21 protein-coding genes and 1 pseudogene are annotated in these 25784 nt (G+C 70.6%); 7 read left to right on the top strand and 15 right to left on the bottom strand.

What is annotated here, in order from left to right; translation table 11 throughout:
- Positions 1-7: 7 nt before the first annotated feature.
- On the bottom strand, positions 8-814 hold the full coding sequence (locus AVS7_RS07880) for a UPF0149 family protein (protein WP_020227898.1): 807 nt from the start codon (positions 812-814) through the stop codon (positions 8-10).
- A gap of 26 nt (positions 815-840) precedes the next feature.
- Here AVS7_RS07880 and AVS7_RS07875 point away from each other — a divergent pair, with 26 nt between their 5' ends.
- A complete protein-coding gene (locus AVS7_RS07875; RefSeq protein WP_034690313.1) occupies positions 841-1683 on the top strand; it encodes a hypothetical protein in 843 nt (280 codons plus the stop codon).
- 332 nt (positions 1684-2015) lie between these two features.
- Here the strand turns inward: AVS7_RS07875 and AVS7_RS07870 are convergent, their stop codons facing one another.
- Positions 2016-3317 (bottom strand): UDP-N-acetylglucosamine 1-carboxyvinyltransferase, encoded by a 1302-nt coding sequence (locus AVS7_RS07870; RefSeq protein WP_020227895.1) that lies wholly within the window; start codon positions 3315-3317, stop codon positions 2016-2018.
- A gap of 96 nt (positions 3318-3413) precedes the next feature.
- Here AVS7_RS07870 and AVS7_RS07865 point away from each other — a divergent pair, with 96 nt between their 5' ends.
- Positions 3414-4376 carry a carbon-nitrogen hydrolase family protein gene (locus tag AVS7_RS07865; RefSeq protein WP_020227894.1) on the top strand — a complete coding sequence of 321 codons (963 nt, stop codon included), beginning with the start codon at positions 3414-3416 and terminating at the stop codon, positions 4374-4376.
- Here the strand turns inward: AVS7_RS07865 and AVS7_RS07860 are convergent.
- Both AVS7_RS07860 and AVS7_RS07855 read right to left on the bottom strand, forming a co-directional pair.
- Entirely contained in the window at positions 4357-4845 is a 489-nt protein-coding gene (locus AVS7_RS07860; protein WP_020227893.1) for a putative toxin-antitoxin system toxin component, PIN family, read from the bottom strand. The two genes, AVS7_RS07865 and AVS7_RS07860, sit on opposite strands and share 20 nt — an antisense overlap.
- Entirely contained in the window at positions 4842-6086 is a 1245-nt protein-coding gene (locus AVS7_RS07855) for a class I SAM-dependent RNA methyltransferase (protein ID WP_020227892.1), read from the bottom strand. The genes AVS7_RS07860 and AVS7_RS07855 overlap by 4 nt, the downstream gene beginning before the upstream one ends.
- A gap of 71 nt (positions 6087-6157) precedes the next feature.
- Here AVS7_RS07855 and AVS7_RS25380 point away from each other — a divergent pair.
- Positions 6158-7981, top strand: a pseudogene (locus AVS7_RS25380) (methyl-accepting chemotaxis protein).
- Between the two features lie 45 nt (positions 7982-8026).
- Here AVS7_RS25380 and AVS7_RS07845 read toward each other — a convergent pair.
- The 8 genes from AVS7_RS07845 to argS all read right to left on the bottom strand — a co-directional run bounded on the left by AVS7_RS07845 (position 8027) and on the right by argS (position 19426).
- Positions 8027-12628: an IPTL-CTERM sorting domain-containing protein gene (locus AVS7_RS07845; protein ID WP_024001147.1), complete on the bottom strand. Its 4602-nt coding sequence runs from the start codon at positions 12626-12628 to the stop codon at positions 8027-8029.
- Positions 12629-12792: 164 nt separating this feature from the next.
- Complete coding sequence (locus AVS7_RS07840; RefSeq protein ID WP_020227888.1) at positions 12793-13236, bottom strand: thioesterase family protein; 444 nt, start codon at positions 13234-13236, stop codon at positions 12793-12795.
- Positions 13237-13252: 16 nt separating this feature from the next.
- Entirely contained in the window at positions 13253-14797 is a 1545-nt protein-coding gene (locus AVS7_RS07835) for an RNA polymerase factor sigma-54 (RefSeq protein ID WP_020227887.1), read from the bottom strand.
- Positions 14797-15591: an LPS export ABC transporter ATP-binding protein gene (lptB, locus tag AVS7_RS07830; RefSeq protein WP_020227886.1), complete on the bottom strand. Its 795-nt coding sequence runs from the start codon at positions 15589-15591 to the stop codon at positions 14797-14799. The genes AVS7_RS07835 and lptB overlap by 1 nt, the downstream gene beginning before the upstream one ends.
- The gene (lptA, locus tag AVS7_RS07825; RefSeq protein ID WP_020227885.1) at positions 15591-16235 is read right to left on the bottom strand and encodes a lipopolysaccharide transport periplasmic protein LptA; all 645 of its coding nucleotides are present in this window, start codon (positions 16233-16235) and stop codon (positions 15591-15593) included. Before lptA ends, lptB begins: the two co-directional genes overlap by 1 nt.
- Before the next feature lie 101 nt (positions 16236-16336).
- On the bottom strand, positions 16337-16993 hold the full coding sequence (locus AVS7_RS07820; protein WP_034690311.1) for a thiol:disulfide interchange protein DsbA/DsbL: 657 nt from the start codon (positions 16991-16993) through the stop codon (positions 16337-16339).
- A 57-nt stretch (positions 16994-17050) separates the two neighbouring features.
- Complete coding sequence (locus tag AVS7_RS07815) at positions 17051-17710, bottom strand: SPOR domain-containing protein (RefSeq protein WP_020227883.1); 660 nt, start codon at positions 17708-17710, stop codon at positions 17051-17053.
- A gap of 12 nt (positions 17711-17722) precedes the next feature.
- The gene (gene argS, locus AVS7_RS07810) at positions 17723-19426 is read right to left on the bottom strand and encodes an arginine--tRNA ligase (RefSeq protein WP_024001145.1); all 1704 of its coding nucleotides are present in this window, start codon (positions 19424-19426) and stop codon (positions 17723-17725) included.
- A gap of 104 nt (positions 19427-19530) precedes the next feature.
- Here argS and AVS7_RS07805 point away from each other — a divergent pair, with 104 nt between their 5' ends.
- Positions 19531-19860 carry a PsiF family protein gene (locus tag AVS7_RS07805; RefSeq protein WP_020227881.1) on the top strand — a complete coding sequence of 110 codons (330 nt, stop codon included), beginning with the start codon at positions 19531-19533 and terminating at the stop codon, positions 19858-19860.
- 48 nt (positions 19861-19908) lie between these two features.
- Here AVS7_RS07805 and AVS7_RS07800 read toward each other — a convergent pair whose 3' ends face one another.
- Complete coding sequence (locus tag AVS7_RS07800) at positions 19909-20364, bottom strand: DUF2214 family protein (RefSeq protein WP_024001144.1); 456 nt, start codon at positions 20362-20364, stop codon at positions 19909-19911.
- Positions 20365-20517: 153 nt separating this feature from the next.
- On the opposite strand from AVS7_RS07800, the gene AVS7_RS07795 reads away from it, so the two are divergent.
- From AVS7_RS07795 to AVS7_RS07785, 3 genes are all read left to right on the top strand, one after another.
- The gene (locus AVS7_RS07795; protein ID WP_020227879.1) at positions 20518-21039 is read left to right on the top strand and encodes a sigma-70 family RNA polymerase sigma factor; all 522 of its coding nucleotides are present in this window, start codon (positions 20518-20520) and stop codon (positions 21037-21039) included.
- Positions 21036-22025 carry a FecR domain-containing protein gene (locus AVS7_RS07790; RefSeq protein WP_020227878.1) on the top strand — a complete coding sequence of 330 codons (990 nt, stop codon included), beginning with the start codon at positions 21036-21038 and terminating at the stop codon, positions 22023-22025. The genes AVS7_RS07795 and AVS7_RS07790 overlap by 4 nt, the downstream gene beginning before the upstream one ends.
- Positions 22026-22209: 184 nt before the next feature.
- Positions 22210-24576: a TonB-dependent siderophore receptor gene (locus AVS7_RS07785; RefSeq protein WP_020227877.1), complete on the top strand. Its 2367-nt coding sequence runs from the start codon at positions 22210-22212 to the stop codon at positions 24574-24576.
- 9 nt (positions 24577-24585) lie between these two features.
- Here the strand turns inward: AVS7_RS07785 and AVS7_RS07780 are convergent, their stop codons facing one another.
- Together AVS7_RS07780 and AVS7_RS07775 are read right to left on the bottom strand one after the other, a co-directional pair.
- Entirely contained in the window at positions 24586-25164 is a 579-nt protein-coding gene (locus AVS7_RS07780; protein ID WP_024001143.1) for a DUF3016 domain-containing protein, read from the bottom strand.
- A gap of 58 nt (positions 25165-25222) precedes the next feature.
- Positions 25223-25738 (bottom strand): DUF3016 domain-containing protein, encoded by a 516-nt coding sequence (locus AVS7_RS07775; protein WP_020227875.1) that lies wholly within the window; start codon positions 25736-25738, stop codon positions 25223-25225.
- Between the last annotated feature and the right edge of the window lie 46 nt (positions 25739-25784).

The following is a 25784-nucleotide window of genomic DNA, read 5'->3' as shown; positions in this document are numbered from 1 at the left end:
GGCCCCGTCAGGCGCCGTGGCACTTCTTGTATTTCTTGCCGCTGCCGCACGGGCACGGGTCGTTGCGGCCGGGCTGGGCGCCCTTGACGATGGTTTCCTGGCGCGGGCCCAGGCTCTTCCAGAGCTGGCGCAGGTCGTAGACGCCCCAGATCGCCTCGCCGAACACCTCCAGCCGGTCCTGGCTGGTGCTGGGCGGGCCGTTCTCGTCGTACATGCAGACCTCGGGCTTGCCGGTGTCGTCCTCGGTGAGGGCGACGATGGACTCCAGCGCGCCGTCCAGCCACTGGGCGGCCTCCTTGTCGCGCGGAGCGGCCCAGTCGTCGGGCCAGTTCTCCACGGCGAACATGAAGCCCAGCGCCCACACCTGGCCGAACGAGGGGATGTCCTGGCCCTCCATCTCGCGGCGCTCTTCCTCGGGCAGGCTGGCGATGGCGCCGCGCATGTCCATCACCTCGGGCTGGAAGGCGTTGTCGGCGTCCAGCGATTCGGCCTGCTCGTCCAGCTGCGCCGCCGCCTCGGCCAGGCGCAGCTCGCACAGCGCGAGGAAGCGCTGCTGCTGGGCCGCGTCCTTGAACGGCGCGATCAGGGGCAGCGCGTGGCCCTCGGCCCCTTCTTCGAGCGCCAGGCCGTCGCCCAGCAGCATGGGCAGCCATTCGGCGGCGGCAATCGGCCGGCGGGTGCAGACCAGGGCCGTCAGGAAGCCGTCGCAGAACTCCCACTGGGGCACGTCCTCCTCGCGCGAGCGCAGGTCGTCCAGCAGGGTGTCGAGTTCGTCGAGCTCATCGGGGCCCAGGGCGGGGGTGGGTTCGGTCATGGCAATGCGTGTTCTAAGATCAATCAATGAGTGTAGTGCCCGCCTCCCTACCCCACGAAACCCCTGCCGGCCCGGCCGCGTTCCTCGCGCGGCAGTTGCCGCTGCAGCCCAAGCCCATCGACCACTACCTGCTGGGCGGCGACCAGGTGTGGCTCAAGCGCGCAGGCCCGGGCAACAGCGCATGGCGCTACCGCGTGCTCAGCGTGGCCGCCGTGCTGCTGCGCCTGCCCGTGCTGCGCCCGGTGCCCAACCCCGGCGGGCAGGCGGCCATCGCCACCGAGGTGCGCCGCCTGCGCGCGCTGGCCGCCCAGGGCGTGCGCGTGCCCGCCGTGCTGGCGGCCGAGCCCGGGGGCTTCCTGATGAGCCACCTGGGCGTGCCGGGGCAGGAGGCGCCGTCGCTGGCCAACGCGATCCGCGCCGCCGTGGCGCAAGGCGCGCCCGCCGTGCTGCCGCTGTGGACGCAGGGGCTGGAGCTGCTGCAGGAGGTGCATGGCCAGGGCCTGTGCCTGAGCCAGGCCTTCGCGCGCAACATGGTGATCTGCGCCGACGGCGCGCTGGCCTGCGTGGATTTCGAGGACGATCCGGCCGCGGCCCTGCCGCTGGACGAGTGCCAGGTGCGCGACGTGCTGTGCTACCTGCACTCCACGGCCATCTACCTGGCCCACGCCCAGGCGCTGCCCGAAGCGCGCACGGTGTGGGACGCCTGGCTGGCCCGGCCGGTCTACGGCGAGGCATTCCACGCCACGCTGCGCCAGACGGTGGCCCGCCTGGGCTGGCTGCGCCGCCTGCCGCAGGACCGCAGCTGGGGGCGCGACGCGCAGCGCCTGCGCGCGGCCTACGACCTGCTGGCAAGCGCCGATCACTCCTGAATCGATAGCTTCTTGCGCTTTATTGGCGGGCCTCAGAGTCATTTTTGGCCTGAAAAGCAAAACGCCCCGTGGCACGAAAGGCCAAGGGGCGTTGCCACTGGGAGAAAGCCGTTTACTGGCTTGCGATCTCCAGATGGGCCGCACGGGCTTCCTGGATGAACTCGATGAGGGAAAGGATGGCTTCGCGCATGGTGGACTCCTGTCAGAGATGCTCATCCGGTGCTGCGGCACGCATCTCAAGCGCCGCATGACACAGGGTTAACATCTAAGGGTTAACCCTTGGCGTAAGTATAAACCACAATGTGCGTCGTTGCTGCACCGCAGCAATAACCTCACTCGTCGCTGGTCCACTCCACGCGCGCGCCCAGGCTGCGCAGGTTTTCCACGAAGTGCGGGTGGGCGCGGCGGATGGGCACGGCGTTGCGGATCTCCGAGCGCCCCTCGATGCTGGCCGCCACCATGAACAGGGCGATGGCCACGCGGATGATGTAGGGGCTCTCCACCACGGCCGGCGTGAGCTGCCCCCCGCCGAAGGTGACGATGCGGTGCGGGTCGGACTGGTAGACGTGCGCGCCGAACTTCGACAGCTCGCCCGTCCAGCCCAGCGCGCCGTCGTACACCTTGTTCCAGAACATGGCGTTGCCCTGCGCGCGCACGCCCAGGGCGATGAAGATGGGCAGCAGGTCCACGGGGAAATAGGGCCAGGGCGCGGCCTCCACCTTGGTGAGCACGTTGGCGGTGAAGGGCGTCTGCACGGCCAGCGGGCCGTCCACGTGCGCGCGCGACCAGCCGTCCGCGTGCTCCACGCGCACGCCGAACTTGGCGAAGGTGCGGTCGATCAGCGGGAAGTTCTCCGGCGCGCTGTTCCTGACCTGCACGTCGCCGCCGGTGATGGCGCCCAGCGCGAGGAAGGTGGTGATCTCGTGGAAGTCCTCGTCGAAGCGGAATTCGCCGCCGCCCAGCGCCGCCCCGCCGTGCACCGTGAGCCGCGAGGTGCCCACGCCCTCGATGCGCGCGCCCAGCATCTGCATGAAGCGGCAGAACTCCTGCACGTGCGGCTCCGACGCCGCGTTGGTGAGCGTGGACGCGCCCGGCGCGGCCACGGCGCAGAGCACGAAGTTCTCGGTGGTGGTGACCGAGGCGTAGTCCAGCCAGTGGTGCACGGGCGTGAGCGACGCACCGCGCCGCACGAGCAGCGAGCCCTGCGTGCGCTCCACCTGCGCGCCGAAGTGGCGCAGCACCTCCACGTGCGGGTCGATCTCGCGCACGCCCAGCGTGCAGCCCTTCACGTTGTCCTCCAGCCGCGCCACGCCGAAGCGCGCCAGCAGCGGCGGCACCAGCATGATGGACGAGCGCATCTCCTCGGGCAGGCGGTGCGTGGCGGCGTCGAAGTGCGTGTCCTGGTGGTGCAGCTCCAGCACGCCGCTGGCGTGGTCCATGCGGACCTGGCTGCCCAGGGTGCGGAAGATGTCGAGGATCTTGCGCACGTCGGTGATGTCGGGCACGCCGACGAGGCGCAGCGGCGCGCGCGTAAGCAGCGTGGCGCAAAGGATGGGCAGCACCGCGTTCTTGTTGGCCGACGGCGTGATGCGGCCGCGCAGCGGCGTGCCGCCGTGGACGATGAGGTTGGACATGGCCTGGATTCGGAAAAAGGCAGGCCGGCACTGTAGCGCCAACCGGCTGCCCTCCCCGGCACAATGGCCGTTCCCGATACACAAGGAGACAAGCGCATGAAGCTCACCGCCGCCGTGGCACAGACCGCCACCGTCCTGTTCGACACCCCCGCCACGCTGGCGCGCGCCGAGGGCCTGATGGCCGAGGCCGCCCGGCGCGGCGCGCAGGTGATCGTGTTCCCCGAGGCCTTCATCGGCGGCTACCCCAAGGGCGCGGACTTCCACATCTTCGTGGGCGCGCGCACGCCCGAGGGCCGGCGCGAGTTCCAGAAGTACTGGAGCGCGGCCGTCACGCTGGACGGCCCCGAGATCGCGCAGCTCGCCCAGGCCGCGGCCGCGCACCAGCTGTACGTGTGCGTGGGCATCATCGAACGCGACGGCGGCACGCTGTACTGCACCGCCGTCTACCTGGGGCCTCAAGGCCAGGTGCTGGGCCACCACCGCAAGCTCATGCCCACGGCGCTGGAGCGCATCATGTGGGGCTACGGCGACGGCTCCACGCTGCAGGCGGTGGACACGCCATGGGGCAAGCTGGGCGCGGTGATCTGCTGGGAGAACTACATGCCCGCGATGCGCATGGCCATGTACCAGCAGCGCGTGGCGCTCTACTGCGCGCCCACGGCCGACGACCGCGCCACATGGATCAGCAGCATGCAGCACATCGCCATGGAGGGGCGCTGCTTCGTGCTGTCGGCCTGCCAGCACCTGCGCCGCGCGCAGTTCCCCATGGACGCGATGCACAACCGCCTGCCCGAGGCGCCCGACACGGTGCTGATGCGCGGCGGCAGCTGCATCGTGAGCCCGCTGGGCAAGGTGCTGGCCGGGCCGGTCTACGACGAGGACGCACTGCTCACCGCCGAGCTGGACCTGGACGAGATCGCGCAAGGCCAGTTCGACTTCGACCCCGTGGGCCACTACGCGCGGCCGGACGTGTTCCAGCTCGCCGTCAATACCGCGCCGCAGCGCGCGGTGCACGCGGCGGCGGGCGCCACCACGGTGGTCACGCCGCCTGCGGAGTGAGTGCGTCCGCTTCCAAAACGATCGCTGTCACCGCTTGCGTATCCTGCGCCAGCAGCCGTTTTCGCATGCAAAGCACCGCCTTGTCCTTGGACACGAGGATGGCGCGGTGCGCCACGGCCAGGTCGATGAACTTCTGGTCATCGGTATCCTTGCAGGCCCAGGGCGCGCGCGGGGCCACGTCCGCGCGCTGCGCGCCCGCATCGAACGCGGCGAGCACGTCCTGCGCGGTCACGCCATAGAACTGCATGCGCGGCTGCAGGTGGGCGTAGTCGAGCACGCGCTCCAGCTCGTCGCGCATGACCTGCGTGGCGATCCAGCGCAGCCGCCCCCCGGCGAGCAGCGTGCGGATGGCGGCCACCTGCGGGTCCGCGAAGATGAACAGGTCGAGCACGATGTTGGTGTCGAGCACCACGGTGCGCGGCGCATCGCCCGCCTCCTGCGCGTTCCAGCGCAGCACGGGGCGCGTCACGCCGCGCCTTCCGGACGCTGGCGCACGGCCCCCTTGACCATGTCGAAGCGGAACAGACGGCACTCGATGGGGCCGTTCCACATCGGCACGCGGCGCGATTCCTTCAGGCGCATCTTGCCGGGCAGCTTGAGGTCGGGCGTGAGCATCCAGGCCTGCCAGCCCGCGTAGTGCTTCTTCCAGTGCGCGGCGAGCTGGGCGAAGAAGTCCACGCCGTCCTCGGTCTGCGCGGTTTCGCGGCCCGCGCGCTCCACCACGCCCATGCGCTCGCGTGCGCTGCGCCCGGCCGTGCCGGCGGCGGCGATGCGCTCGCCATACGGCGGGTTGAGCAGCATCACGCCCGGCTGCTCGCAGGGCGGCATGCGCTGCAGCGCGTCGCCGCCGCGCAGCTGCACGGCGTGCGCAACGCCCGCGCGCTCGGCGTTGCGCTGGGCGAAGTCCACCATGCGGTGCGACACGTCACTGCCAAAAATGGGCGCAGCGCTTGCCTGGATTTCGCTGGCCGCTTCTTCTTTGATAGCGGACCAGACATGCGCCTGGTAGGGCAGCAGCCGCTCGAACGCGAAGCGGCGCCTGCCGCCCGGCGGGATGCGGCAGGCGATCTGCGCGGCCTCGATGGCGATGGTGCCGCTGCCGCAGCAGGGGTCGTAGAGCGGCGCGTCGGCCTGCCAGCCGGTGGCGGCGATCATGGCGGCGGCCAGGGTTTCCTTGAGCGGGGCGTCGCCCTTGTCCTCGCGCCAGCCGCGTTTGAACAGGGGCTCGCCGCTGGTGTCGATGTAGAGCGTGGCCTGGTCGCTGGTCAGGTGCAGGTGGATGCGCACGTCGGGCCGCTGCGTGTCCACGTCGGGGCGGCTGCCGCCCTTGGTGCGGAAGCGGTCGGCCACGGCATCCTTCACGCGCAGCGCGGCGAAGTTCAGGCTCTTGAGCGGGCTGTGCTGGGCCGTCACCTCCACCTTGAAGCTCTGGCGTGCGGTGAACCAGATCTCCCAGGCCACGTCGCCCGCGAGGGCGTAGAGGTCGTTCTCGCCCCGGTAGGGCCGCTGGGCGAGCTGCACCAGCACGCGCTGCGCGAGGCGGCTGTGCAGGTTGAGCCGCAGCGCATCGCGCCACGAGGCCTGGAGCAGCACGCCGCCGCGCCCGACCAGCAGGTCGTGCCCGGTCAGGCCCGTGAGGGTGTGCACCTCGTCGGCCAGGAAGCCCTCGACGCCGGCGGCGCAGGGCAAAAAAAGTTGCAGGGAATTCATAAGATGCGCCAAGGATAAGCGGGCCGGGCCTCTGGATCACAATCCATGCTCCATTTCCCAAGGCTCCTCCCATGTTCCACACCCTGCGCGCACGGCTGATCGGCGCCTGCATCGCCATTGCCACGCTCTCCCTCGTCGCCTTGTCGGCCGTGACTTTCCTGGCCGTGCGCAGCGACACCCTCTCGACGCTGGACGACCGCATGGGCCGCTTCACGCGCCTGTATGCGCAGGAGCTGGCGCAATGGGCCCGCGACAAGCAGCGCCTGACCAGCTCCCTCAAGCTGGCGGTGCCGCAGGCCGAGCCCCTGCCCTTCCTGCAGGCAGCCCAGCAGGCCGGTCTGGACGAGGCCTTCTTCGTGCTGGCCGACAAACGCAACGTCTTCACCACGCCGCGCCCGCCGGGCTACGACGGCACGACGCGCGCCTGGTACAAGCAGGCCGTGGCGGCGGGCGGGCCGGCCATCACGCCGGTCTAGCCCGACTCGGCCACGGGCAAGCTCACGGTGAGCTTCGTCGAGCCGGTGCTCCAGGGCGGGCAGGTCGCCGCCGTGGTCGGGGCCGACATGCTGCTGGAGTCGGTGATCCAGAAGGTCAACAGCATCCACCCCACGGACAAGAGCTTCGCCGTGCTGCTCGACGGCACGAACGCCACCATCCTCGCGCACGCGCGGCCGGAGCTGGCGCTCAAACCCGTGACCGACCTGGCGCCCGGCCTCGACGCCGCGCTGGTCGCCCGCCTGGCCGCGCAAGGCGGCCATGCCGAGGTGGAGATCGACGGCGCCGTGCAGATGGTCTATGCCGCCAAGGTCGAAGGCACGCCGTGGGTCCTGGCCGTCGCGGCCGACAAGGCCGAGGCCACCGCCGCCCTGGGCGCGCTGATGCGCACGGCCGCCGCCATCGCCGCGCTGTGCGTGCTGGCCGCAGGGGCACTGGTGACGGTGTTCGTCAGCCGCCAGCTGCGCCGCCTGGTCGTGGTGCGCGATGCGCTGGAGGACATCGCCTCCGGCGAGGGCGACCTGACGCGCCGCATGGACGCCACGGGCCGCGACGAGCTCACGCAGATCGCCAGCGCCTTCAACCGCTTCGCCGACAAGATCGCCGCCGTGCTGCTGCGCATCCGCGAATCGTCCGAATCCGTGCGCCTGGCCTCCAGCGAGATCGCCAGCGGCAACCAGGACCTGTCGGCCCGCACCGAGCAGCAGGCCAGCTCGCTGGAGCAGACCGCCGCCGCCATGGAGCAGCTCACCGCCACCGTGCAGCAGAACGCCGAGAACGCCGCGCAGGCCAACCAGCTCGCCGCCAGCGCCTCGCAGGTGGCCGGCCACGGCGGGGGCGTCGTGCAGCAGGTGGTGCAGACCATGGGCGGCATCGACGCGGCCTCGCGCAAGATCGTGGACATCATCCAGGTGATCGACGGCATTGCGTTCCAGACCAACATCCTGGCCCTGAACGCGGCCGTGGAAGCCGCGCGCGCGGGCGAACAGGGCCGGGGCTTCGCCGTGGTGGCCGGCGAGGTGCGCACCCTGGCGCAGCGCAGCGCCACGGCGGCCAAGGAGATCAAGGCGCTGATCGACGACTCGGTGCAGCAGGTCGGCGCGGGCAGCCGCCTGGTGCAGGACGCGGGCACCACCATGCAGGAGGTGGTGGAGAGCATCCGCCGCGTCACGGCCATCGTGGCCGAGATCAGCAACGCGAGCCGCGAGCAGAGCAACGGCATCACCGAGATCGGCGGCGCCGTCGCCCAGATGGACCAGGGCACCCAGCAGAACGCCGCGCTGGTGGAGCAAGCCACCGCCGCCGCGCAATCGCTGCAGCAGCAGGCCCACGACCTGGCCGAGGTGGTCGCGGGCTTCAAGCTGCCGCAAGGCGCCGCGGCGCAAAGACTCCTTCATTGATAGCTGCCAGCGCTTGATGGGCAAGCGCTGGAGCCTATTTTTCCTCTAACTGCGGCGGCGCCAGCCCAGCAGCCCCAGCCCCGCCGCCAGCAGCGCCAGCGCGAAGGGCGACAGCGCCGGGATGGCCGCCGCTCCGCCCGGCGCGGCCAGCACGGCCAGGCCGCCGGGGTCGGTGATGGTGCCGTCCTGCGCAGCGTCGGTGTCGCCCACGCCGCCATCGGTCAGCGTGATCTCGATGGTGGTGGCGTTGATCCGCGCCATCGGGATCTGGTGCCAGCCCTGCGGGCCGTGCTTCCAGTACTCGGCGCTGGCGGGCACGTTGCCGGGGTACTGGATGCGCAGGGTGACGGCGTTCCCCAGGCCCACGTTCTCCAGCTTGAAGCCCACGATGCCGAAGGGGAAGGTGTAGCCCGGCATGGACGGCAGGCTCGCGCTTGCCGGGTCGTTGGCGAACATCGTTTGCGCAAACTGCGCCGAGGCCGTGAGCGGCGCGGCGGCGGACTGCACGCTGACCGTCGCCGTGCCGCCCGGCACGGGGCCACTGATGAGCAGCGGCGGCAGGGCGTCATTGGTCAGCACAAAGGGCACCGTGCCCCCCGCGTGGCTGGCGACGACCTGGTAGCTGCCCGCCGTGGCGTTGGCGGTAACGGTGATGGCGGCTTCGCCGTTGCCGTCCGTCACCGCGGAGGCGGCGGACAGCGTGGCCGATGCGCCCGAGAGCGGTGCCGCGAAGCCGATGGCGGCGCCCACCAGGGGTGCGTTGTGCTCGTCCCGCAGGCGCACGCGCAGCGCCTGTGCGAAGGCCGTGCCCACGGTGGCCGATTGCGGCGTGCCGCTGACGGCGATGAAGCTCCCCACCCCCGGCGCGGCGGTGTTGGCCAGCGCGAAGCTGGCGGTGTAGGCGCCCGACGTGGCCGTGACGGTGTAGGAGCCTGCGGTGCCATTGGCGGTGGCGGTGACGGAGGCTTCGCCGCTGGCGTCGGTCACCACGGACATGGAGGACAGCGCCGCCGATGCGCCCGATGGCGGCACGGCGAAGGTCACCGTCTGCCCCGCTTGCGCCACGCCACTGGCGCCGCGCAAGGTCATCTTGAGCGGCCAGGGGAAGGCCGTGCCCACGGGGGCTGACTGCGGCGTGCCGTCGGTCACGGCCAGGCCCGGCGCGCAGGCTTGCGCATCGGGCACCACGCGCGGAAAGGGGTAGTTGGCGATGCCGGTGATGGCGATGTCGTCCACCTCCCAGCCTTCGGTGGTGGCGGCCGGGTCGGTGTGGACCACCCAGGCCAGGCGCACGGTTTGCCCGGCGTAGGCGGTACCCAGGTTGACGGTGGCGGCGGCCAGGGCGGGCCAGCCGGGGCTTTGGCCCACGTAGGCCTGCTGGCCCTCGGCCGGGTTGCCGCTGGCGCCGTTGATGGTGCCGGTGTAGCCCGCTGCGCTGCCCACGCTGGCCCAGGTGGTGCCGCCGTTGGTGGAGATCATCAGTTGGCCGCCGTCCCAGTTTTTTCCGTCGGACTGCTCGAAGCGGTAGCGGTGCTTGAACGACACCACCAGGTCGCCCGCGCCCGCCTGCAGCGGCGGCGTGCGCATCCAGTGCGAGCCAATGCCCGCCGGCGTGGCGCCCGCGTAGAAGCGGCTGCCGATGCTGCCCTTGGCGCCCCAGGCGCTGGCGAAGGCCGGGTCCGTGCTGCCGAACTCCATGGCGCTGGCCGCTGCCTCGGCGTCGTCGGTGGCGGCGCGGTTGGCCCATTCGTCGCGGTGCAGGGGCAGGTCCAGCGTGCGGTCGTCGGGCGTGGTGGGTTGGCTGCCGTAGGCCAGTTGGGCGGTAATGCGCGCCGCGCCGGGTGCCGTCAGGCCGGAGAGCAGCACGCGCGCGGTCACGGTGACGGACGCGCCCGAAGCCACGCCGGGTACGGCCACGGGGCCATCGGGGAACGACAAGGCGGGGTTGTCGGCCGACAGCGTCGCCGTGCCAGGGTTGGTGAATTCAAAGCCCCGGTTGCGCAGCGTGATTTGCACCACGCCGGTTTCGCCGCTGTCGAGCACGGTGTCGGCGTCGCACATCACCGCACCCGACGCGGCCAGCGACAGTTGCAGGCCGGCAATTTCCAGCACGCCCGCCGTGCCGAAGTCATCCACCACGCCCGCGTTGGTGGTGGAGTAGCGGTCGGGCACCAGCGCCAGCGATCCCGCGCCGCGCCTGGCGAAGGCGGCGGAGAAGCTGGTGTAGTCCGCCGGGTCACTGGTCCGCGCGACGGCCAGCAGCGCGTCACGCGCCTCGGTCAGCGTGGGGTTGACGGGGGTGAGCTTGTAGCCCGCCACCAGGTACTGCTTCATGCGGTCTTGCGCTTCCTGGAAGGAGTACGCGTTGAGCAGGCTGACATAGCACTCCCACAGCATGTTGGCCCAGACCTCGCCCATGTTGTGCACCTCGGCGTTGAGGCCGCCCGCGCTGGGGTTGCGCGGCGCGCCGCCGGGCAGCGCCTGGCCGTCGGTAATGTGGCGCAGGGTGAGCGGGTTCTTGGCCGTGTCCGTCGAATACGGGTAGCGGCGCATGCCGTAATAGGCCACATCGGCGGCGTCCGTTCCGGCGCCATTGGCCATGGCGTGCCCCGCGATGGCGTAGGTGCCCTGCCAGAGGTTATTGCCGGCCACGGTCCTATCCTGCTCGGCAGCCATCAGCAACAGCGCGTGGAAGTCGCCCCAGCCTTCGCCTAGGCCCCGTGCGTGGTTGGTGGTGAGGCCGCTGGCGTCGCCGATCAGGCGGTTGCTGATGAAGTGGCCCCACTCGTGGGCGATGACGGTGTTGTCCAACGCGCTGCTGCGCTCGGCGCCGTAGCCCTGCATGCGCAGCGTGACGCCGCCGGCGGCCAGCGCGGCGCGGTCAGCCTGCGCGACCATGATGGCCGCAATGGTCACGCTGGCGCCGGACGCGCCAGGCCCCATCGCCGTGGGCGCGCTCGCCAGGTTGTTCACGATGACGACGCCCGCCGCACCCGCCTGCTGCGCGTTCAGCACCTTGACGGAGAACTCGCAGTTGCCACGGTCTATGAGGGCGATCTTGTTGGTGAGGCTGGAGGCGTTGGTCAAGGGCGTGCAGCCTTCGGCTGGGGCTGCCACGGCCACGTCGGCCGTGAGGTCGAACGCGAGCGGCCCGAATTGCGCACCGGCGGGAGGCTGGGTGAAAGTCACGCTGGCGGCACTGGCCTGCACGCCCCCACGGTTGAGGAAGCGGTACATCTGCATGCGCGGCGGCGCGCCGTCCGCAGGGGTGGACATGTTGGCGTTGTTGGTGCCGCTGTAGTCCAGCGCCTCGGCGCGCATGGCGTCGCCGTCCTGCCCGCCCCGGCCGAAGTTGTCGGCCTGGGCGTTGCCCGCGGCTTCGTCGAAGCCCGCGTCGTAGAACCAGTCGTGCAGCCAGTTGGTGGCGTAGAACAGGTTGACCACCGAGGCGTCGATCTGGCCCTGGTTCGCCAAAGGCCCCTGGAGCGGGTTGTAGGCGTAGTCGAAGGCGCCGGGCGCGGAAACATCGGCGATGCGGTCGCCGCCCCCGTTGAAGCCATCGGGCGCGGCCAGGTCGGCATAGGCATGCACGTTGTTGCCCTGGGTTTGCGTGGCACCGCCGGGCAGCCAGGGATCGTTGCGGGAGAACGGCGCGTTTTGCAGCGTCACCAGATTGGGCGGCGCCATGGGGGCGGCGTAGCCGTTGGGCGTGCCGGCGGGGTGGGGCGTGCCGTTGCGGCCCTGGGGGCCGGGCCAGGGCGTGTAGGGCGGCGTCGCGTCGGCGGGCACGCGGTAGCGGAAGTCGGCGTGCGCCGTCTGGTCGTGGCGCAGCAGCAGGCGGGCGTCGCTGCTGGCCACCACGTAGGCGTAGGCATGTTCCTGCCCCTCCTGCAGCACGCGCACTTCCACGTAGGTGGCGGCCACCAGACCCTGGGGGAGGCGGAACCACACGGGTTTGGTGCGGGCGGACAGGAGCGTGGCACCGTCCTCGCCACTGGTCCCGCCGGGCAGCACCCACCACTGGTAGGCCCCCTGGGGCGCGCCGCTGGGCTGGAGCAGGCGCTCCACATCGGCGGCAAAGCCCCAGTCCTGCAAGGCGCGGGCCAGGGCGCCGGGGGCGGTCAGGGGCTGCGCAAGCGCCGCCTTGGGCTGGGGCGCCAGGGCGGTGCTGCCCAGGTAGCCGCCGATGGCCGTGGCCTGCGCCTCGGCGTCCAGCAGCACGGTGGCCTGTTCGCGGAAAACCTCGATGCCATCGCGCCGGCTGGTCAGGCGCACCAGGCGCGCGCCGCCGGGCAGGGCTTGCACATGGTGCAGCACGGCGGCGTCGGCTTCTTGCTCGGTGATGCCGTACAGGCCGGCCAGGGCTTTCAATTCGCCGCGCGCGGCGCTGGCGGGATCGGCGTTCGCGGGGCGCGACTTGGCCAGGGAGGGCCTCAATTGCACGAAGGTGGGCACGCCCAGCCGTTCCTCGCGCGAGAGACTCTGCACCTGGACGGGCAAGGCCTGGGCGGCCTTGCGCTGCACTGCGGGGGGAGCCTCTCCCAGGGCGTCGATGGGCGCAAGCTCGCGGGCGTGGGCAAGCGGCAGTGTCAGGACAGCGGCGCACAGCAGTGCGCGGCTCCAGGAGCCCCAGATAGGTGAGTGCATGGCGTTTGAACTATGGGTTTGATAGCTGCCTGCGCTTGCCAGGCAAGGGCTAAAGCCCAAAAACACTCAAACCAAGCCCACGCGGCCAAACAATGTTAACGGAATGTGACTTTTCGCAACATCCCTGAAATTGGGTAATTTGCTGCCCCGGGCCGCCCGCATGTTCAGGCTGCCTGCACGCTGCGCTGCAGCAGCAACTGCCGCACCGATTCAGGGATAGGCGCGGGCTTGCGGGCCGCGCGGTCGATGAACACGATGCCGGTCTTGCCGCGCGCGATCTCGCGGCCCTGGGTCTTCTCGGTCATGCGGAAGACGAGGTCGAAGCCGTAGCGGTTGAAGTCCTGCGGCGCCATCTCCACGCGCAGCGTCTCGCCGTGGAAGGCCTCGGACTTGTATTGGGCGACCATGTCGCCCACCACGGTGGCGAGGCCCGCCACGTCGGCCTCCGGGTAGCCCAGGGAGCGGAAAAAGCGCACGCGCGCCTCGGAAACGAGGCTGAGCAGCTGCGCGTTGTCCAGGTGCCCACCCTGGTTGACGTGGCTGATGTAGACCTGCAGCTCGGTGGCGAAGCCGAAATGGGCGGGAAGGTTGAAGACGACGCGGGCCATGAGGAAGATGTGCTTTCTAGAGCGCCTTGCGCAGGTTGGCGGGCGCGATCTTGAGTGCCTCGCGGTACTTGGCCACGGTGCGGCGCGCGCACTCGATGCCCTGCTCCTTGAGCATCTCGGCGATCTGGCTGTCCGACAGGGGCTTGTGCGGGTTCTCGGCAGCCACGAACTGCTTGATGAGCGCACGCACCGCCGTGCTGGAGGCGTTGCCGCCGGTCTCGGTGCCCAGGCCGGAGCCGAAGAAATACTTCAGCTCGAACGTGCCCTGCGGCGTGGCCATGTACTTGGCGGTGGTCACGCGGCTGATGGTGGACTCGTGCAGGCCCAGCTCGTCGGCGATGTCGCGCAGCACCAGCGGGCGCATGGCCAACTCGCCGTGGACGAAGAAGTTCTTCTGCCGCTCGACGATGGCGGTGGAGACGCGCAGGATGGTGTCGAAGCGCTGCTGGATGTTCTTGATGAACCAGCGCGCCTCCTGCAGGCGCTGCTGCAGCGCCTGGTGGCCTTCGCTGCCGCGCCCGCCGCGCAGCGCTCCGGCGTAGATGTCGTGCACGCGCAGGCGGGGCATCACGTCGGGGTTGAGCTGCACGCTGAAGCGCTGCTGCGCGCCGCGCCCGGTTTTGCGCACGATGACGTCGGGCACGATGATGTTGCGGTCCACGTCGGCGAAGCGCCGGCCGGGGCGCGGCTCCAGCCGCGCGATGAGCGCCATGGCGGCGCGCGTCACGTCCTCGCTGCTGCCGGCGGCCTGGGCCAGGCGACGCACGTCGCGCTTGGCCAGCAGCTCCAGCGGCTGGCGGCAGATGGCGAGCGCGGCCTGGATCACGGCCGGGTCGCCCTCCTCGTCCTGGTCCATCGCACGCAGCTGCAGCGCCAGGCATTCGGCCAGGTTGCGCGCGCCTACGCCGACGGGCTCCAGGCTTTGCAGCAGGCCCAGGGCGACGGTGAAGCGGTGCACCAGCTCGTCCACCTGCTCGGGGTCTTCGGTGCCCGCGAGGCTCTGCGCGAGGGATTCGAGCGGCTCGTCGAGGTAGCCGTTGTCGTTCAGCGATTCGATGAGGAAGCGCAGCGCGGCGCAGTCCACCTCCGACAGACGCAGGGACAGGGCCTGGCGGTGCAGGTGGTCGGTGAGCGATTCGTGGCCGCGGGCGAGCTCCGTGGCGTCCACCTCGTCGCCATCGCCGCTGGAAGATCCTGTGCGCGCAGGAGCGTCTCCGCCCCACTCGCCGTCGTCGGGGGCCATCTCGACGGTGCCGTCGCCCTCCCAGTCCGGAGAAGGTTCCGGCTCATTCGGAGCCTCAGCGCTTGCTGGTTCAGCGCTGGCAGCTCCTGAATAAGGAGCATCCTCGTCGGCGCTGGCGGGCGCGTCGGCCTGTGCGATGCCGAATTCCTCGCGCGGCGCCTCGTCCTGCGCCACCTCCAGGAAGGGGTTGTCGCCGAGCATCTGCTCGACTTCCTGCGCCAGCTCCAGCGTGGAGAGCTGCAGCAGCCGGATCGACTGCTGCAACTGCGGCGTGAGCGCCAGATGCTGCGAGACACGCAGCGACAGGCTGGGTTTCATCACATCCTGAAGTGTTCGCCGAGATAGACGCGGCGCACTTCAGCGTTATCGACAATTTCGGACGGCGTGCCCTGCGCGAGCACCTGGCCGTCGCTGATGATGAAGGCGTGGTCGCAGATGCCCAGGGTTTCGCGCACGTTGTGGTCGGTGATGAGCACGCCGATGCCGCGCGCCTTCAGGAAGCCGATGATGCGCTGGATCTCGATCACAGCGATGGGGTCGATGCCCGCGAAGGGCTCGTCCAGCAGGATGAAGCGCGGCTGCGTGGCCAGCGCCCGGGCGATCTCCACGCGCCGGCGTTCGCCGCCCGACAGCGCCAGCGCGGGCGATTCGCGCAGGTGCTGCACGCGCAGCTCTTCGAGCAGCGCGGTGAGGCGGCGCTCGATCTCGGCGCGCGCCAGGGGGCGGCCGGCCTCGTCCTTCTGCAGCTCCAGCACGGCCCGCACGTTCTCTTCGACGTTGAGCTTGCGGAAGATCGAGGCCTCCTGCGGCAGGTAGGACAGCCCCAGGCGCGAGCGCCGGTGGATGGGCATGTGGGTGACGTCCTGGCCGTCGATGCGGATGCTGCCGCCGTCGCTGCGCACCAGGCCCACGATCATGTAGAACGACGTGGTCTTGCCGGCGCCGTTGGGGCCGAGCAGGCCCACCACTTCGCCCTTTTGCACCGCCACCGACACGTCCTTGACCACCTTGCGGCTGCCGTAGGACTTCTGCAGGTGCCAGGCTTCCAGGCGGCTGTCGGCTCCGGCATCCATGGCGTGCGCCGCGGGCGCCTGTGCCTCGTGCGCGGCCATCACTTCGCGCCGCCGCCCAGTTCGGGGCTGGAACGCAGCGCGGGCGCGTCGGCGGGTGCCGGCGCGGGCTGCGCGCCGGAGGCGGGTTCCTTGGGCGAGAGCACGGCGCGGATGCGCCCGCCGGGCGTGCCCGCGCTGGTGCCGGCCGGCGCGGTCTTCTGGCCGTCCACGGTGAAGACGTCCGTGAGGTTGTTGTAGACGATGAGCGCGCCGGCCAGCTCGTCGGTCAGCGTGGCCTCGCGGTAGCGGCGCAGCTCGGCGCGGCGGATGAGCCGCACCTTGTCGGCGCGGCCGTCGTATTCGATGAGCTCGCCCTCGCCCTCGACGAATTCGTCGGGCGCGCCGGGCGCGGTGTCGCGCTTCTGGCGGAAGAAGGCGCGCTTGCCCTGCTCCGCCGTCACCACACCGTACTGGAAGCCGTCGGCGTCCTGGCGCACTTCGAGCTGCGCGCCGCGCAGCACGATGGTGCCCTTGGTCATGACCACGCGGCCGGAAAACACGCTGGTCTGCTTGAGCTCATCGTGGCGCAGCGCGTCGGCCTCGATGTTCATGGGCTTGTTGCGGTCGGCCTTCTCGGCACGGGCGCCCCACGAGGCACAGGCCAGCGCGCAGAGCAGGAGGAGCGGGAGCAGTCGTTTTCTCATAGGGCACGAATCTTGCGGGCCATTGTACTGACGCATGCGCCCCAGCTTCTAAAAAGACAAAGCGCGCCCCGGGGGCGCGCTCGCGCAGCGGAAACGGGCGGTCAACCCTTGCGCGCCTGCGACGCCAGGTATTCCACCACCTGCAGCACGCTTTGCATGTTGCCGGCCATGGTGCCGTCGGTGTAGTAGCGGCCCGCCACGCCCATGGAGGGCACGCCCTCGACCTGGTAGGCGTCCTGCAGCTGCGAGGCCTTGCGCACCTGGTTGGAGACGGTGAAGGAGTTGTAGACCTCCTTGAACTTCGCCACGTCCACGCCCTGCTTGCCGATCCAGTCGAAGATCAGGTCGTCCTTGTTCAGAGGCAGCCGCTCCACGTGCACGGCGCGGAACACCTTGGCGTGCAGTTCGGGCAGCTTGCCCATGCCTTCGAGCGTGTAGTAGAGCTTCTGCTGGGGCACGAAGCTGGAATTGAACGCCACGGGCACGCGGCGGATGTGCAGCTCCTTGGGCGCGGACTTGATCCAGGCCTCCAGCGTGGGCTCGAAGGCGTTGCAGTGCCCGCAGCTGTACCAGAAGAACTCGATCACCTCGACCTTGCCGGCGGGTGCTTCCGATGCCACGGGCTTGCCGAGCTTGGCGTAGTCCTTGCCCTCCTTGAACTGGCGGGCCTGCGCGAAAGCGGGCGCAGCCATCGGCAGGCTCAAGGCAGCGGCAGCGGCCGTCGTTGCGGTGGACAGGGAGAACTCGCGGCGTTTCATTTGATAGGTCACTCCGATGGAAGGAAGGCTGTGTGAACCAGCCCATGACGAAAAGTTTCAGCGCTGCACCCGCACGAGGGCGGAATCCACGCCCGCGCCGTCGAGCTTTTCCTTCAGGGATTCGGCGTCGTCGCGCTTGGCGAAAGGCCCCACGCGCACGCGAAAGACCGTACGGCCGTTCTGTTCGCGCTCGCTCACGCGCGCCTCCCAGCCGAGCATGGCCAGCTTGGCGCGCTGCGCGTCGGCATCCTGCTGGGTGCGGAAGGCCCCCGCCTGGATGAAGTAGTCGAACGGATCGGCGCCCGTGGTGGGCGCGGGCGGCGGCGGTGCGGCCGCGGCCTTCGCGCGGGCCAGGTCACCCAGCGGATCAGCCGACTGCGCCGGCCGGCTGGCCGCGGCGGTGGGTGCCGCGGGCGCCGCAGTCACTGCGGGCGCCGGCGCGGGAGCGGCAGCCGTACTGCTGGCCGGCGCCTGGGGCGCGGAGGCCGGGGCGGCGGGCCGCGCCGGGTTCTTGCCGTACAGCGGCGCGTTCGGGTCCCAGTTCTTGTTGCGCTGGGCCTCGGCAGCGTCCTGCTCGGGCGCGCGCGGGCCGTTCTTGTTGAGGAACGGCACGGGCACCTTGGTCACGTAGACGGCCACCGCCAGCGCGGCACCGAGCCCGACGATCATCCCCAGGATGAACCCCACGATGGTGCCGCCGCGTTGCTGCTTCTTCATATCAGTGATCACTTACATTCTGGCTGGCGCCGACACGCCCAGCACCGCCAGGCCATTGTGCAATACCTGCGCGGTGGCGGCGACCAGGGCCAGGCGCGCGCGCTTGACACGCTCGTCATCCACCAGGATGCGCTCGGCGTCGTAGTAGCTGTGGTACGCGGCCGCCAGGTCGCGCAGGTAGAAGGTCACGTCGTGCGGCGCGTTGCCCTGCGCGGCCGCCGTGAGCATCTCGGGGTACTTGGCCAGCAGCAGCATGAGAGCCTGGGCCTGGGGGCCGTCGAGCGCGGCCAGGTCCACGTCCCGCAGTTCGGCCACGTCGTAGGACTCGCGCCAGCCGCGCAGCACCGAGCAGATGCGCGCGTGGGCGTACTGCACGTAGTAGACCGGGTTGTCGTTGTTCTGCGCCACCGCCAGGTCGACGTCGAAGGTGTATTCGGTGTCGGGCTTGCGCGAGAGCAGGAAGAAGCGCACCGCGTCCTTGCTGGTCCACTCGATCAGGTCGCGCAGCGTGACGTAGCTGCCCGCGCGCTTGCTGATCTTCACCTCCTCGCCGTTCTTCACCACGCGCACCATGGTGTGCAGCACGTAGTCGGGATAGCCCTGGGGAATGCCAACTTGGGCTGCCTGCAGCCCGGCGCGCACGCGCGCGATGGTGCCGTGGTGGTCCGTGCCCTGGATGTTGACCACCTTGGCGAAGCCGCGCTGCCACTTCTGGATGTGGTAGGCCACGTCGGGCACGAAATAGGTATAGGTGCCGTCCTGCTTGCGCATGACGCGGTCCTTGTCGTCGCCGTAGTCGGTGGACTTGAGCCACAGCGCGCCGTCCTGCTCGTAGGTCTTGCCGTTGGCGACCAGGCGCTGCACGGTGGCGTCCACGTGGCCGTTGGCGTAGAGGCTGGACTCCAGGTAGTACTGGTCGAACTTCAGGTTGAACGCCTGCAGGTCCTTGTCCTGCTCGTTGCGCAGGTAGGCCACGGCGAACTGGCGGATGTTGTCGTAGTCCTCCACGTCGCCGTTGGCCGAGAACTCGCGGTCGTCGGCCTTCACCGTTTCCTTGTTCAGGAAGGCCTGGGCGATGTCGGCGATGTAGTCGCCGTTGTAGAAGTTCTTGGCCAGCGGGTTGTCCGCATCGGTGGGCCAGCAAGCGTCGCCGGGCTTGAAGCCCTTGGCGCGCAGCTGCGTGCTCTTGGTGAGCGTGTCGATCTGCACGCCCGCGTCGTTGTAATAGAACTCGCGGTGCACGCGCCAGCCCTGGGTGGCGTAGAGGTTGCTGATGGCGTCGCCGATCGCGGCCTGGCGGCCGTGGCCCACGTGCAGCGGGCCCGTGGGGTTGGCCGAGACGAATTCGACCAGCACCTTCTCGCCCCGGTCGCCCTGGAAGCCGAAGCGCGCGCCCTGCGCCAGCACCTCGCTGACGATCTGCTGCTTGGCAGCGGGCTTGAGCCGGATGTTCAGGAAGCCCGGGCCGGCGATCTCGATGGCCTGCACCCATTGGCCGAAGGCGGGCGTGGCTTCCAGCGCGGCCTTGAGCTGCTCGCCGAGGGCACGGGGGTTCTGCTGCAGCGGCTTGGCCAGCTGCATGGCCGCGGTGCACGCGAAGTCGCCGTGCGCGGCCACCTTGGGGTTCTCGAAAGCGGCACGTGCGCCCGCGCCGGGCGACAATTTTTCCAGCTCGCCGGCCAGCGCCGCGAGCAATTCCTGTTTGACGGAAAGCATGGGGCGGGATTCTACGGGGCGGCCCGTCATCCAAAACCGCGGCCCCGGCGTTATGCTGGACAGCCCCTCGGGGCTCTCATCATCCACTCTTGCAGGAGCACTCCATGAAGAAACTGCTTCCCCTGCTGGCCGCCGCCAGCCTCGCCTTCGCCTCCTCGTTCGCCGTCCAGGCCGCCGAGGGAGACGCGGCCGCCAAGAAGGCGCCCACGGCCCAGCAAAACAAGATGAAGACCTGCAACGCTGAGGCCGGGGAGAAGAACCTCAAGGGCGACGAGCGCAAGGCCTTCATGAAGGAGTGCCTCTCGGCCAACAAGCAAGCCAGGCAGCAGGACAAGATGAAGGCCTGCAACGCCGACCCCAAGGCCAAGGCCCTCAAGGGCGACGAGCGCAAGGCCTTCATGAAGGAATGCCTGAGCGCCCAGCCCGCCGCCTGACACGCGGCCCGTCCCATACACCAGCCCCGCCCGTGCGGGGCTTTTTTGTCAGCGCGTCCCCACGCCCCGCGCCAGGAAGACGGCCAGCAGGGGGATCACGGCGAGCAGGTGCGCCTCGATCATCACCAGCCGGCGCGTGGCGCGCACCTCGTGCTCCGGCGGCAGCGCCCCCGTGGCGCGCAGCTGGCGGCGCCAGCGCAGGAAGCGCACCGTGGGGCCGATGGACATGAGCCCGATCACCACGAACAGCGTGACCTTGGCGTGCAGCAGCGGCTGCGACCAGTACCACCCCGCGCCCTTCATGCCCCACCACGTGCGCGCCAGGCCCGTGGCCAGCAGCGCCAGCGCGGAGATGCCGTAGAGCAGGTCCACGCGCACCAGCCGCTCGACCACGGCGGCGCTCATCCATTCCTGGCGGCACAGCGCGGCCTCGCTGGCCAGGAAGGTGGCGGTCATGAGGATGGCCAGGATGTGGGCGTAGGCCAGCAGGGCTTCGGTGGTCATGGGGCGGTCTTCGGCATGAAGGGAGCGTGCGATGCCGCGCATCCTATGCCAGCGCCCGCTACGGCGCCAGCGCATGCCGATGCTGAGAACAATTCCTATTTGAATCTCTACAATGGCGCTCCCATGACCGCTCCATCGCCCTCCGCGCCGCCCATGCTGCACGCCCGGCAGCTCTTTGCCAGCCACCACGGCTGGCTGGTCGCGCGGCTGCAGGCGCGGCTGCGCTGCACGGCCGATGCGCAGGACGTGGCCTCCGAGACCTTCCTGCGCGTGCTGGCCTCGCGGCACCTGGGCGCGGTGCAGGAGCCGCGCGCCTTCCTCACCACCATCGCCAAGCGCCTGCTGTTCACGCTGTGGCGCCGCCGCGCGCTGGAGCAGGCCTACCTGGAGACGCTGGCGCTGCATCCCGAGGAGTTCGCGCCCTCGCCCGAGGACCGGGCCGTGCTGCTGGAAACGCTGGACTACATCGCCCAGGCGCTGGACGGCCTGCCGCTCAAGGCGCGGCAGGCCTTCGTGCTCAGCCAGATCCACGGGCTGGGCTACCACGCGATCGCCGGGCAGCTCGGCATCTCGCACAGCACCGTGCGCCGCCACATGGCCGAGGGCTTCCGCCGCATCGCCATCGCGCTGGCGCAGCAGGAGGCCGGCGTGGCCGCCCCGGCGCGTCGCACGTGAGCGGCGCCCCGCTCGACGAGGCCACCGAAGCCGCCATCGGCTGGCTGGTGGTGCTCCACTCCGGCGCCGTGACCGCCGCCGACCGCGCCGGGTTCGACGCCTGGCTGGCCGCCCAGCCCGGCCACCGCAGCGCCTGGGAGCGGCTGGCCGGCCCGCTGGACAGTGCGCTGCACGGCGCCCGCGCCGCCGCCGCGCGCACGCCAGGCACTCCCGGCGCCCTGGGCAGCGCGCTGGCCCGCGCCGAGGCCGGCCTGCGCCAGCGCCGCCGCCTGCTGCGCGGCGCGCTGGGCCTGGGCGGCGTGGCCGCCGGGGCGGCGCTGCTGCTGGCCGAGCGGCACGCCCCGCTCGCCCAGTGGGCCGCCGACCTGCGCACCGGCACCGGCGAGCGGCGCGGCTTCGCGCTGCCCGACGGCAGCACCGTCACGCTCGACGCGCGCTCGGCCGCCGACCTCGACTTCGGCCCCGGCCGCCGCACCGTCACGCTGCACCAGGGCGCCTTGCTCGCCGAAGCCGCGCCCGCCGGCCGGCACGGCGGCGCGCCCTTCGTCGTGCGCACGGCCCACGGGCAGGTGCGCGCACTGGGTACGCGCTTCATCGTGCGCCTGCACGAGGCCGACAGCTACGTGGGCATGCTGGAACACCGCAGCGACGTCACCGCCGCCGGCGGCCAGCACCTGGAACTGGCCGAGGGCCAGGGCGCGCGCTTCGGCCCGCAGGGCGTGGTGCCCGATACCCTGGCGCCCCAGACCGCCTCCGCCTGGCGGCGCGGCCTGCTGGAAGCGCACGACCTGCCGCTGGGCGAGGTGATCGACGCCCTGCGCGCCTACCGCACCGGCTTCGTCCGCATCGCCCCCCGGGCCGCCGCGCTGCGCGTCTACGGCAGCTACGACCTCGACGACACCGACCGCGCCCTCGCCGCGCTGGCCGAAACGCTGCCCATCGAGGTGCGGGTCTTCCGGCAAGGGTGGCTGGTCACGATCGAGTGAGCACGCCGCAGACTCATAGCCAAAATGGCCTCCAGCGCTTTACCAGCAAGCGCGAGCAGCTATACATAACATAGCTCTCATGCAACGCCGCCACCGCAGGCGCGCAAAAAGATGAACACTTTTGCGCGCTCGCGCGACAAGCCTCGGAACCCCTTCGTCACGCACCCGCCTTCCGAGGACTGCCATGCCTTCCACGCCACCCCTTTGCCCGCCGCGCGCCCTGGCCGCGGCCGCCCTGCTCGCCTGCGCCATCGCCGCGCATGCGCAAGCGCCCCGCAGCTACGACCTGCCCGCCCAGCCGCTGGGCAGCACGCTCGCCCGCATCGCCGCCGACAGCGGCCGGCAGATCAGCATCGACGCCGCCTTGGTGCGCGGCCGCACCGCCCCGGCCGTGCAGGGCCGCTACACGGCCGAGCAGGCCGCCCGCGCCGCGCTGGCAGGCAGCGGGCTGGAGCTGGTGCGCACGGACAACGGCAACTGGGCGCTGCGGCGTGCTGCAGCCGCCACGGCAGGCACCGCCAGCGCGCAGGTATCCACTGCGGCCGCGCTGCCCACGGTGACGGTCACGGGCGCAGCGATCCATGAGACGGCGTACGGCCCCGTGGGCGGCTTCGTCGCCACGCGCAGCGCCACGGCCACCAAGACCGACACGCGGCTGTTCGAAACTGCGCAGTCGGTCAGCGTGGTGCCGCGCGAGCAGATGCAGGCCCAGGCGGCGGACTCCCTGGACCAGGCGCTGGAATACACGGCCGGCGTCTCCAAGTTCGAGGGCGGCGGAACGCGGAGCGCGGGCACGCGGATCTCCGTGCGCGGCTTCAACACGACGGGCACCGAGGCGCTGTACCTCGACGGCAGCAAGTTCCCCGCCAACTCCCTCAGCGGCTCCCTGGAGCCGTACCACTTCGAGCGCATCGAGCTGCTCAAGGGCCCGGCCTCGATCATGTACGGCCAGGGCACGCCCGGCGGCATCATCAACCTGGTGAGCAAGCGCCCGACGGCCGCGCCCCTGCGGGAGGTGGAAGTCCAGGCCGGCAGCTGGAGCCGCAAGCAGGTCGCCGTGGGCCTCGGCGGTCCCGTGACGGAGGACGGCCGCATCCGCTACCGCCTGACGGGCCTGCAGCGCGACAGCGAGAGCATGATCCGGCAGAACCCCAACGACAGGACGTCGCTGTCCGCTGCGCTGGACTGGCAACTGACCGACGCCACGCTGCTGACCCTGCTGGGCGCATACGACACGGCCCATGCCGCGTTCGATCCGGGCAAGCCCCTGAACGGCACCCTGCTGCCGAACCCCGCCGGCAGGATTTCGCGCCACCTGTTCGTCGGAGAGCCGGGCACCAACCGGCACGACAGCCAGGGCACCCGCCTGGGCTACCAGCTGGAGCACGCCTTCAACGGCGCCTGGAAATTCCGCCAGAACCTGCTGGCCTACGACTACGACATCGACTCGGACTACGTCGCGGTGTACCCCCGCGTCGCCGCGGCGACGCCCCGGCTGGCCCAGCGCTACGCCGTCTTGCGCACCGACGGCGACAAGGGCGCCAGCCTCGACAACCAGTTGCACGGCACGGTGCGGCACGGCCGTTTCGAGCACACCCTCCTGTTCGGGCTGGACTGGAGGCAGAGCCACTTCGAGCGCACCCAGCGTTTCGGCACCGTGTCGCCGCTCGACCTGTTCTCGCCGGTCTATGGCGCGCCCATCTCGGGCGCCGCCCGCAGCGGCGAAGACCGCTCCCGGCAGCTGGGCTTGTACGCGCAGGACCACATCAAGTTCGACGGGCGCTGGATCGCCGTGATCGGCGGCCGCTACGACGCCACCCGCTACGACGAAGGCGCAGGCACGCCGGCCGACAAGGCCCACGCCTTCACGCCGCGGCTGGGCCTGATGTACCTGGCGGACAGCGGCATCGCGCCCTACTACAGCTACAGCCGCTCTTTCCAGCCGACGGCGGGCACGGACTTCCACCTCAACCGGCTCCGGCCCACGACCGGAACGCAGCATGAGATCGGCGTGAAGTACGAGCCGCAGGGCATGGACGCATCGGTCACGGTCGCCGCCTACGAGATCAAGCAGCGCAACGTGCTGACCAGCGATCCCGACCACGCGGGGTATCTGGTGCAGACGGGCGAGGTGCGCTCGCGCGGCGTGGAGGTCGAAGGCCGCGCCGAAATCGGCCGGCACTGGAGCCTCGTCACCGCGCTGGCCGTGACCGATGCCAAGATCACCGCCAGCAACGCGGGCGACGTGGGCGCCCGCCCCGCCTCGGTACCGCGCACCACGGCATCGCTCTGGGTGGACTACCAGCTGCCGGCCGCTCCCGGCCTCAGCCTGGGCCTGGGCGTGCGGCGCGTGCGCGAGCAGGAGGTGAGCCGCATGGCCGTGCCGTCCTTCACCGTCTACGACGCCGCCGTGCGCTACCAGTGGGACCGGTGGCAGTTCGCCCTGAACCTCAAGAACCTGGCGGACAAGACCTATGTCGCCGCCTGCTCCAGCGTCTGCTACTACGGGGACGAGCGCAACTTCACGCTGACCGCGCGCTACCGCTGGTAGCGGGCGCGCCTACCGCGCGCCAGCGCCGCCGAACTCCTTGCGCACCCAGTCGTCCAGCAGCACCTTCTCGTGGCGCAGCGGGTCGTTGGGATACATGTCGGGTCGCATCAGGAAGGCGCTGTCGCGCAGCTGGCGGCTGCCCTGGCGCAGCACGGCGCCGCCCTCGTCCAGCAGCTTGAACGAGAGGTCGATGCGCGGCGGATAGATGTCGCGCACGATGCGCACGTTGGCCGCCTGCGGGCCGCGCCAGGGCTCGAAGCCGCCGGCGCGCTGCACGTCGGTGATGTTGACCTCCAGGCGCTGCCCCCGGGGCAGCGCGGCGGCGGCCCGTTCGGACAGATGCAGGCACAGCGCATCCAGCCAGGCACGGCGGGCCTTGGCGCTTTCGGGCGGCGCGTTGCGGGCCTCGCCGAACCCGGCCGGATCGCCATGGACGACGCTGACGATGCCCGCAGGCGGCGGCCCGGGCTGCTGGCGCGCCTGCTGGGCGCAGCCCGCGGCAAGCGCCACGGCCGCGGCGGCCAGCAGGCAGCGGCCCGTGCCCCTGGTGATGGTGGCCGTGGGCGATGGCGCGGCGGTGCTGTGCATGAAGAAGCCTTTCTTTTCCAAAAAGGGAGATGGTCGTGCAGTTGCGCTGGCGCGGATGTCAGCGGGTGCCGAATTCCTGGGCGACCCAGCCGTCGAGCAGCGCCCGTTCGTAGCGCAGCGAGTCGCCGGGGTAGCGTTGCGCATGCTGCATGAAGCCGGCCTGGTCCAATGTCCGCCGGCCTATTTGGATGATCTCGCCATCGCTCCCGACACGCTTGAATTCCAGCTCGATGCGCGGCGGAGAGCCTTCGCTGACGATACGCACGGGCGTCGACCCCGCTTGCGGCTTGGCATCGAAATACCCCGCACGCCGCACATCCAGGATCTGGACTTCGAGCCGCTCGCCCGGGGCCATCAACGGTGCGGCCCGCTCCGCGAGGTGCTCGCACAGCAGGGTGATCCACTCGCGCCGCTGCACGTTGGTTTCCGGCCGCGCGTGTGCGAGCGCGTCCGTGAAGCGGGAGGGGTCGGCATAGGTCACGCTGACGATGCCCGCGTCCGTCTCGGCAGGTGGCTGCGGCTGGCCCGGCTGCTGCGCGCAGCCTGCCACCAGCGCGAAAACGGCAGAAGCCATCCATCGGGCAAGCGTTGGGATGTGCATGGGTTCCCTTCTCTGTCTT

The sequence above is a fragment of the Acidovorax sp. MR-S7 genome, from assembly GCF_000400995.2.
Classification (GTDB): Bacteria; Pseudomonadota; Gammaproteobacteria; order Burkholderiales; family Burkholderiaceae_C; genus MR-S7.
The sequence above is the reverse complement of the archived record's forward strand: the minus strand, read 5'-3'. Positions and strand labels throughout refer to the sequence as shown.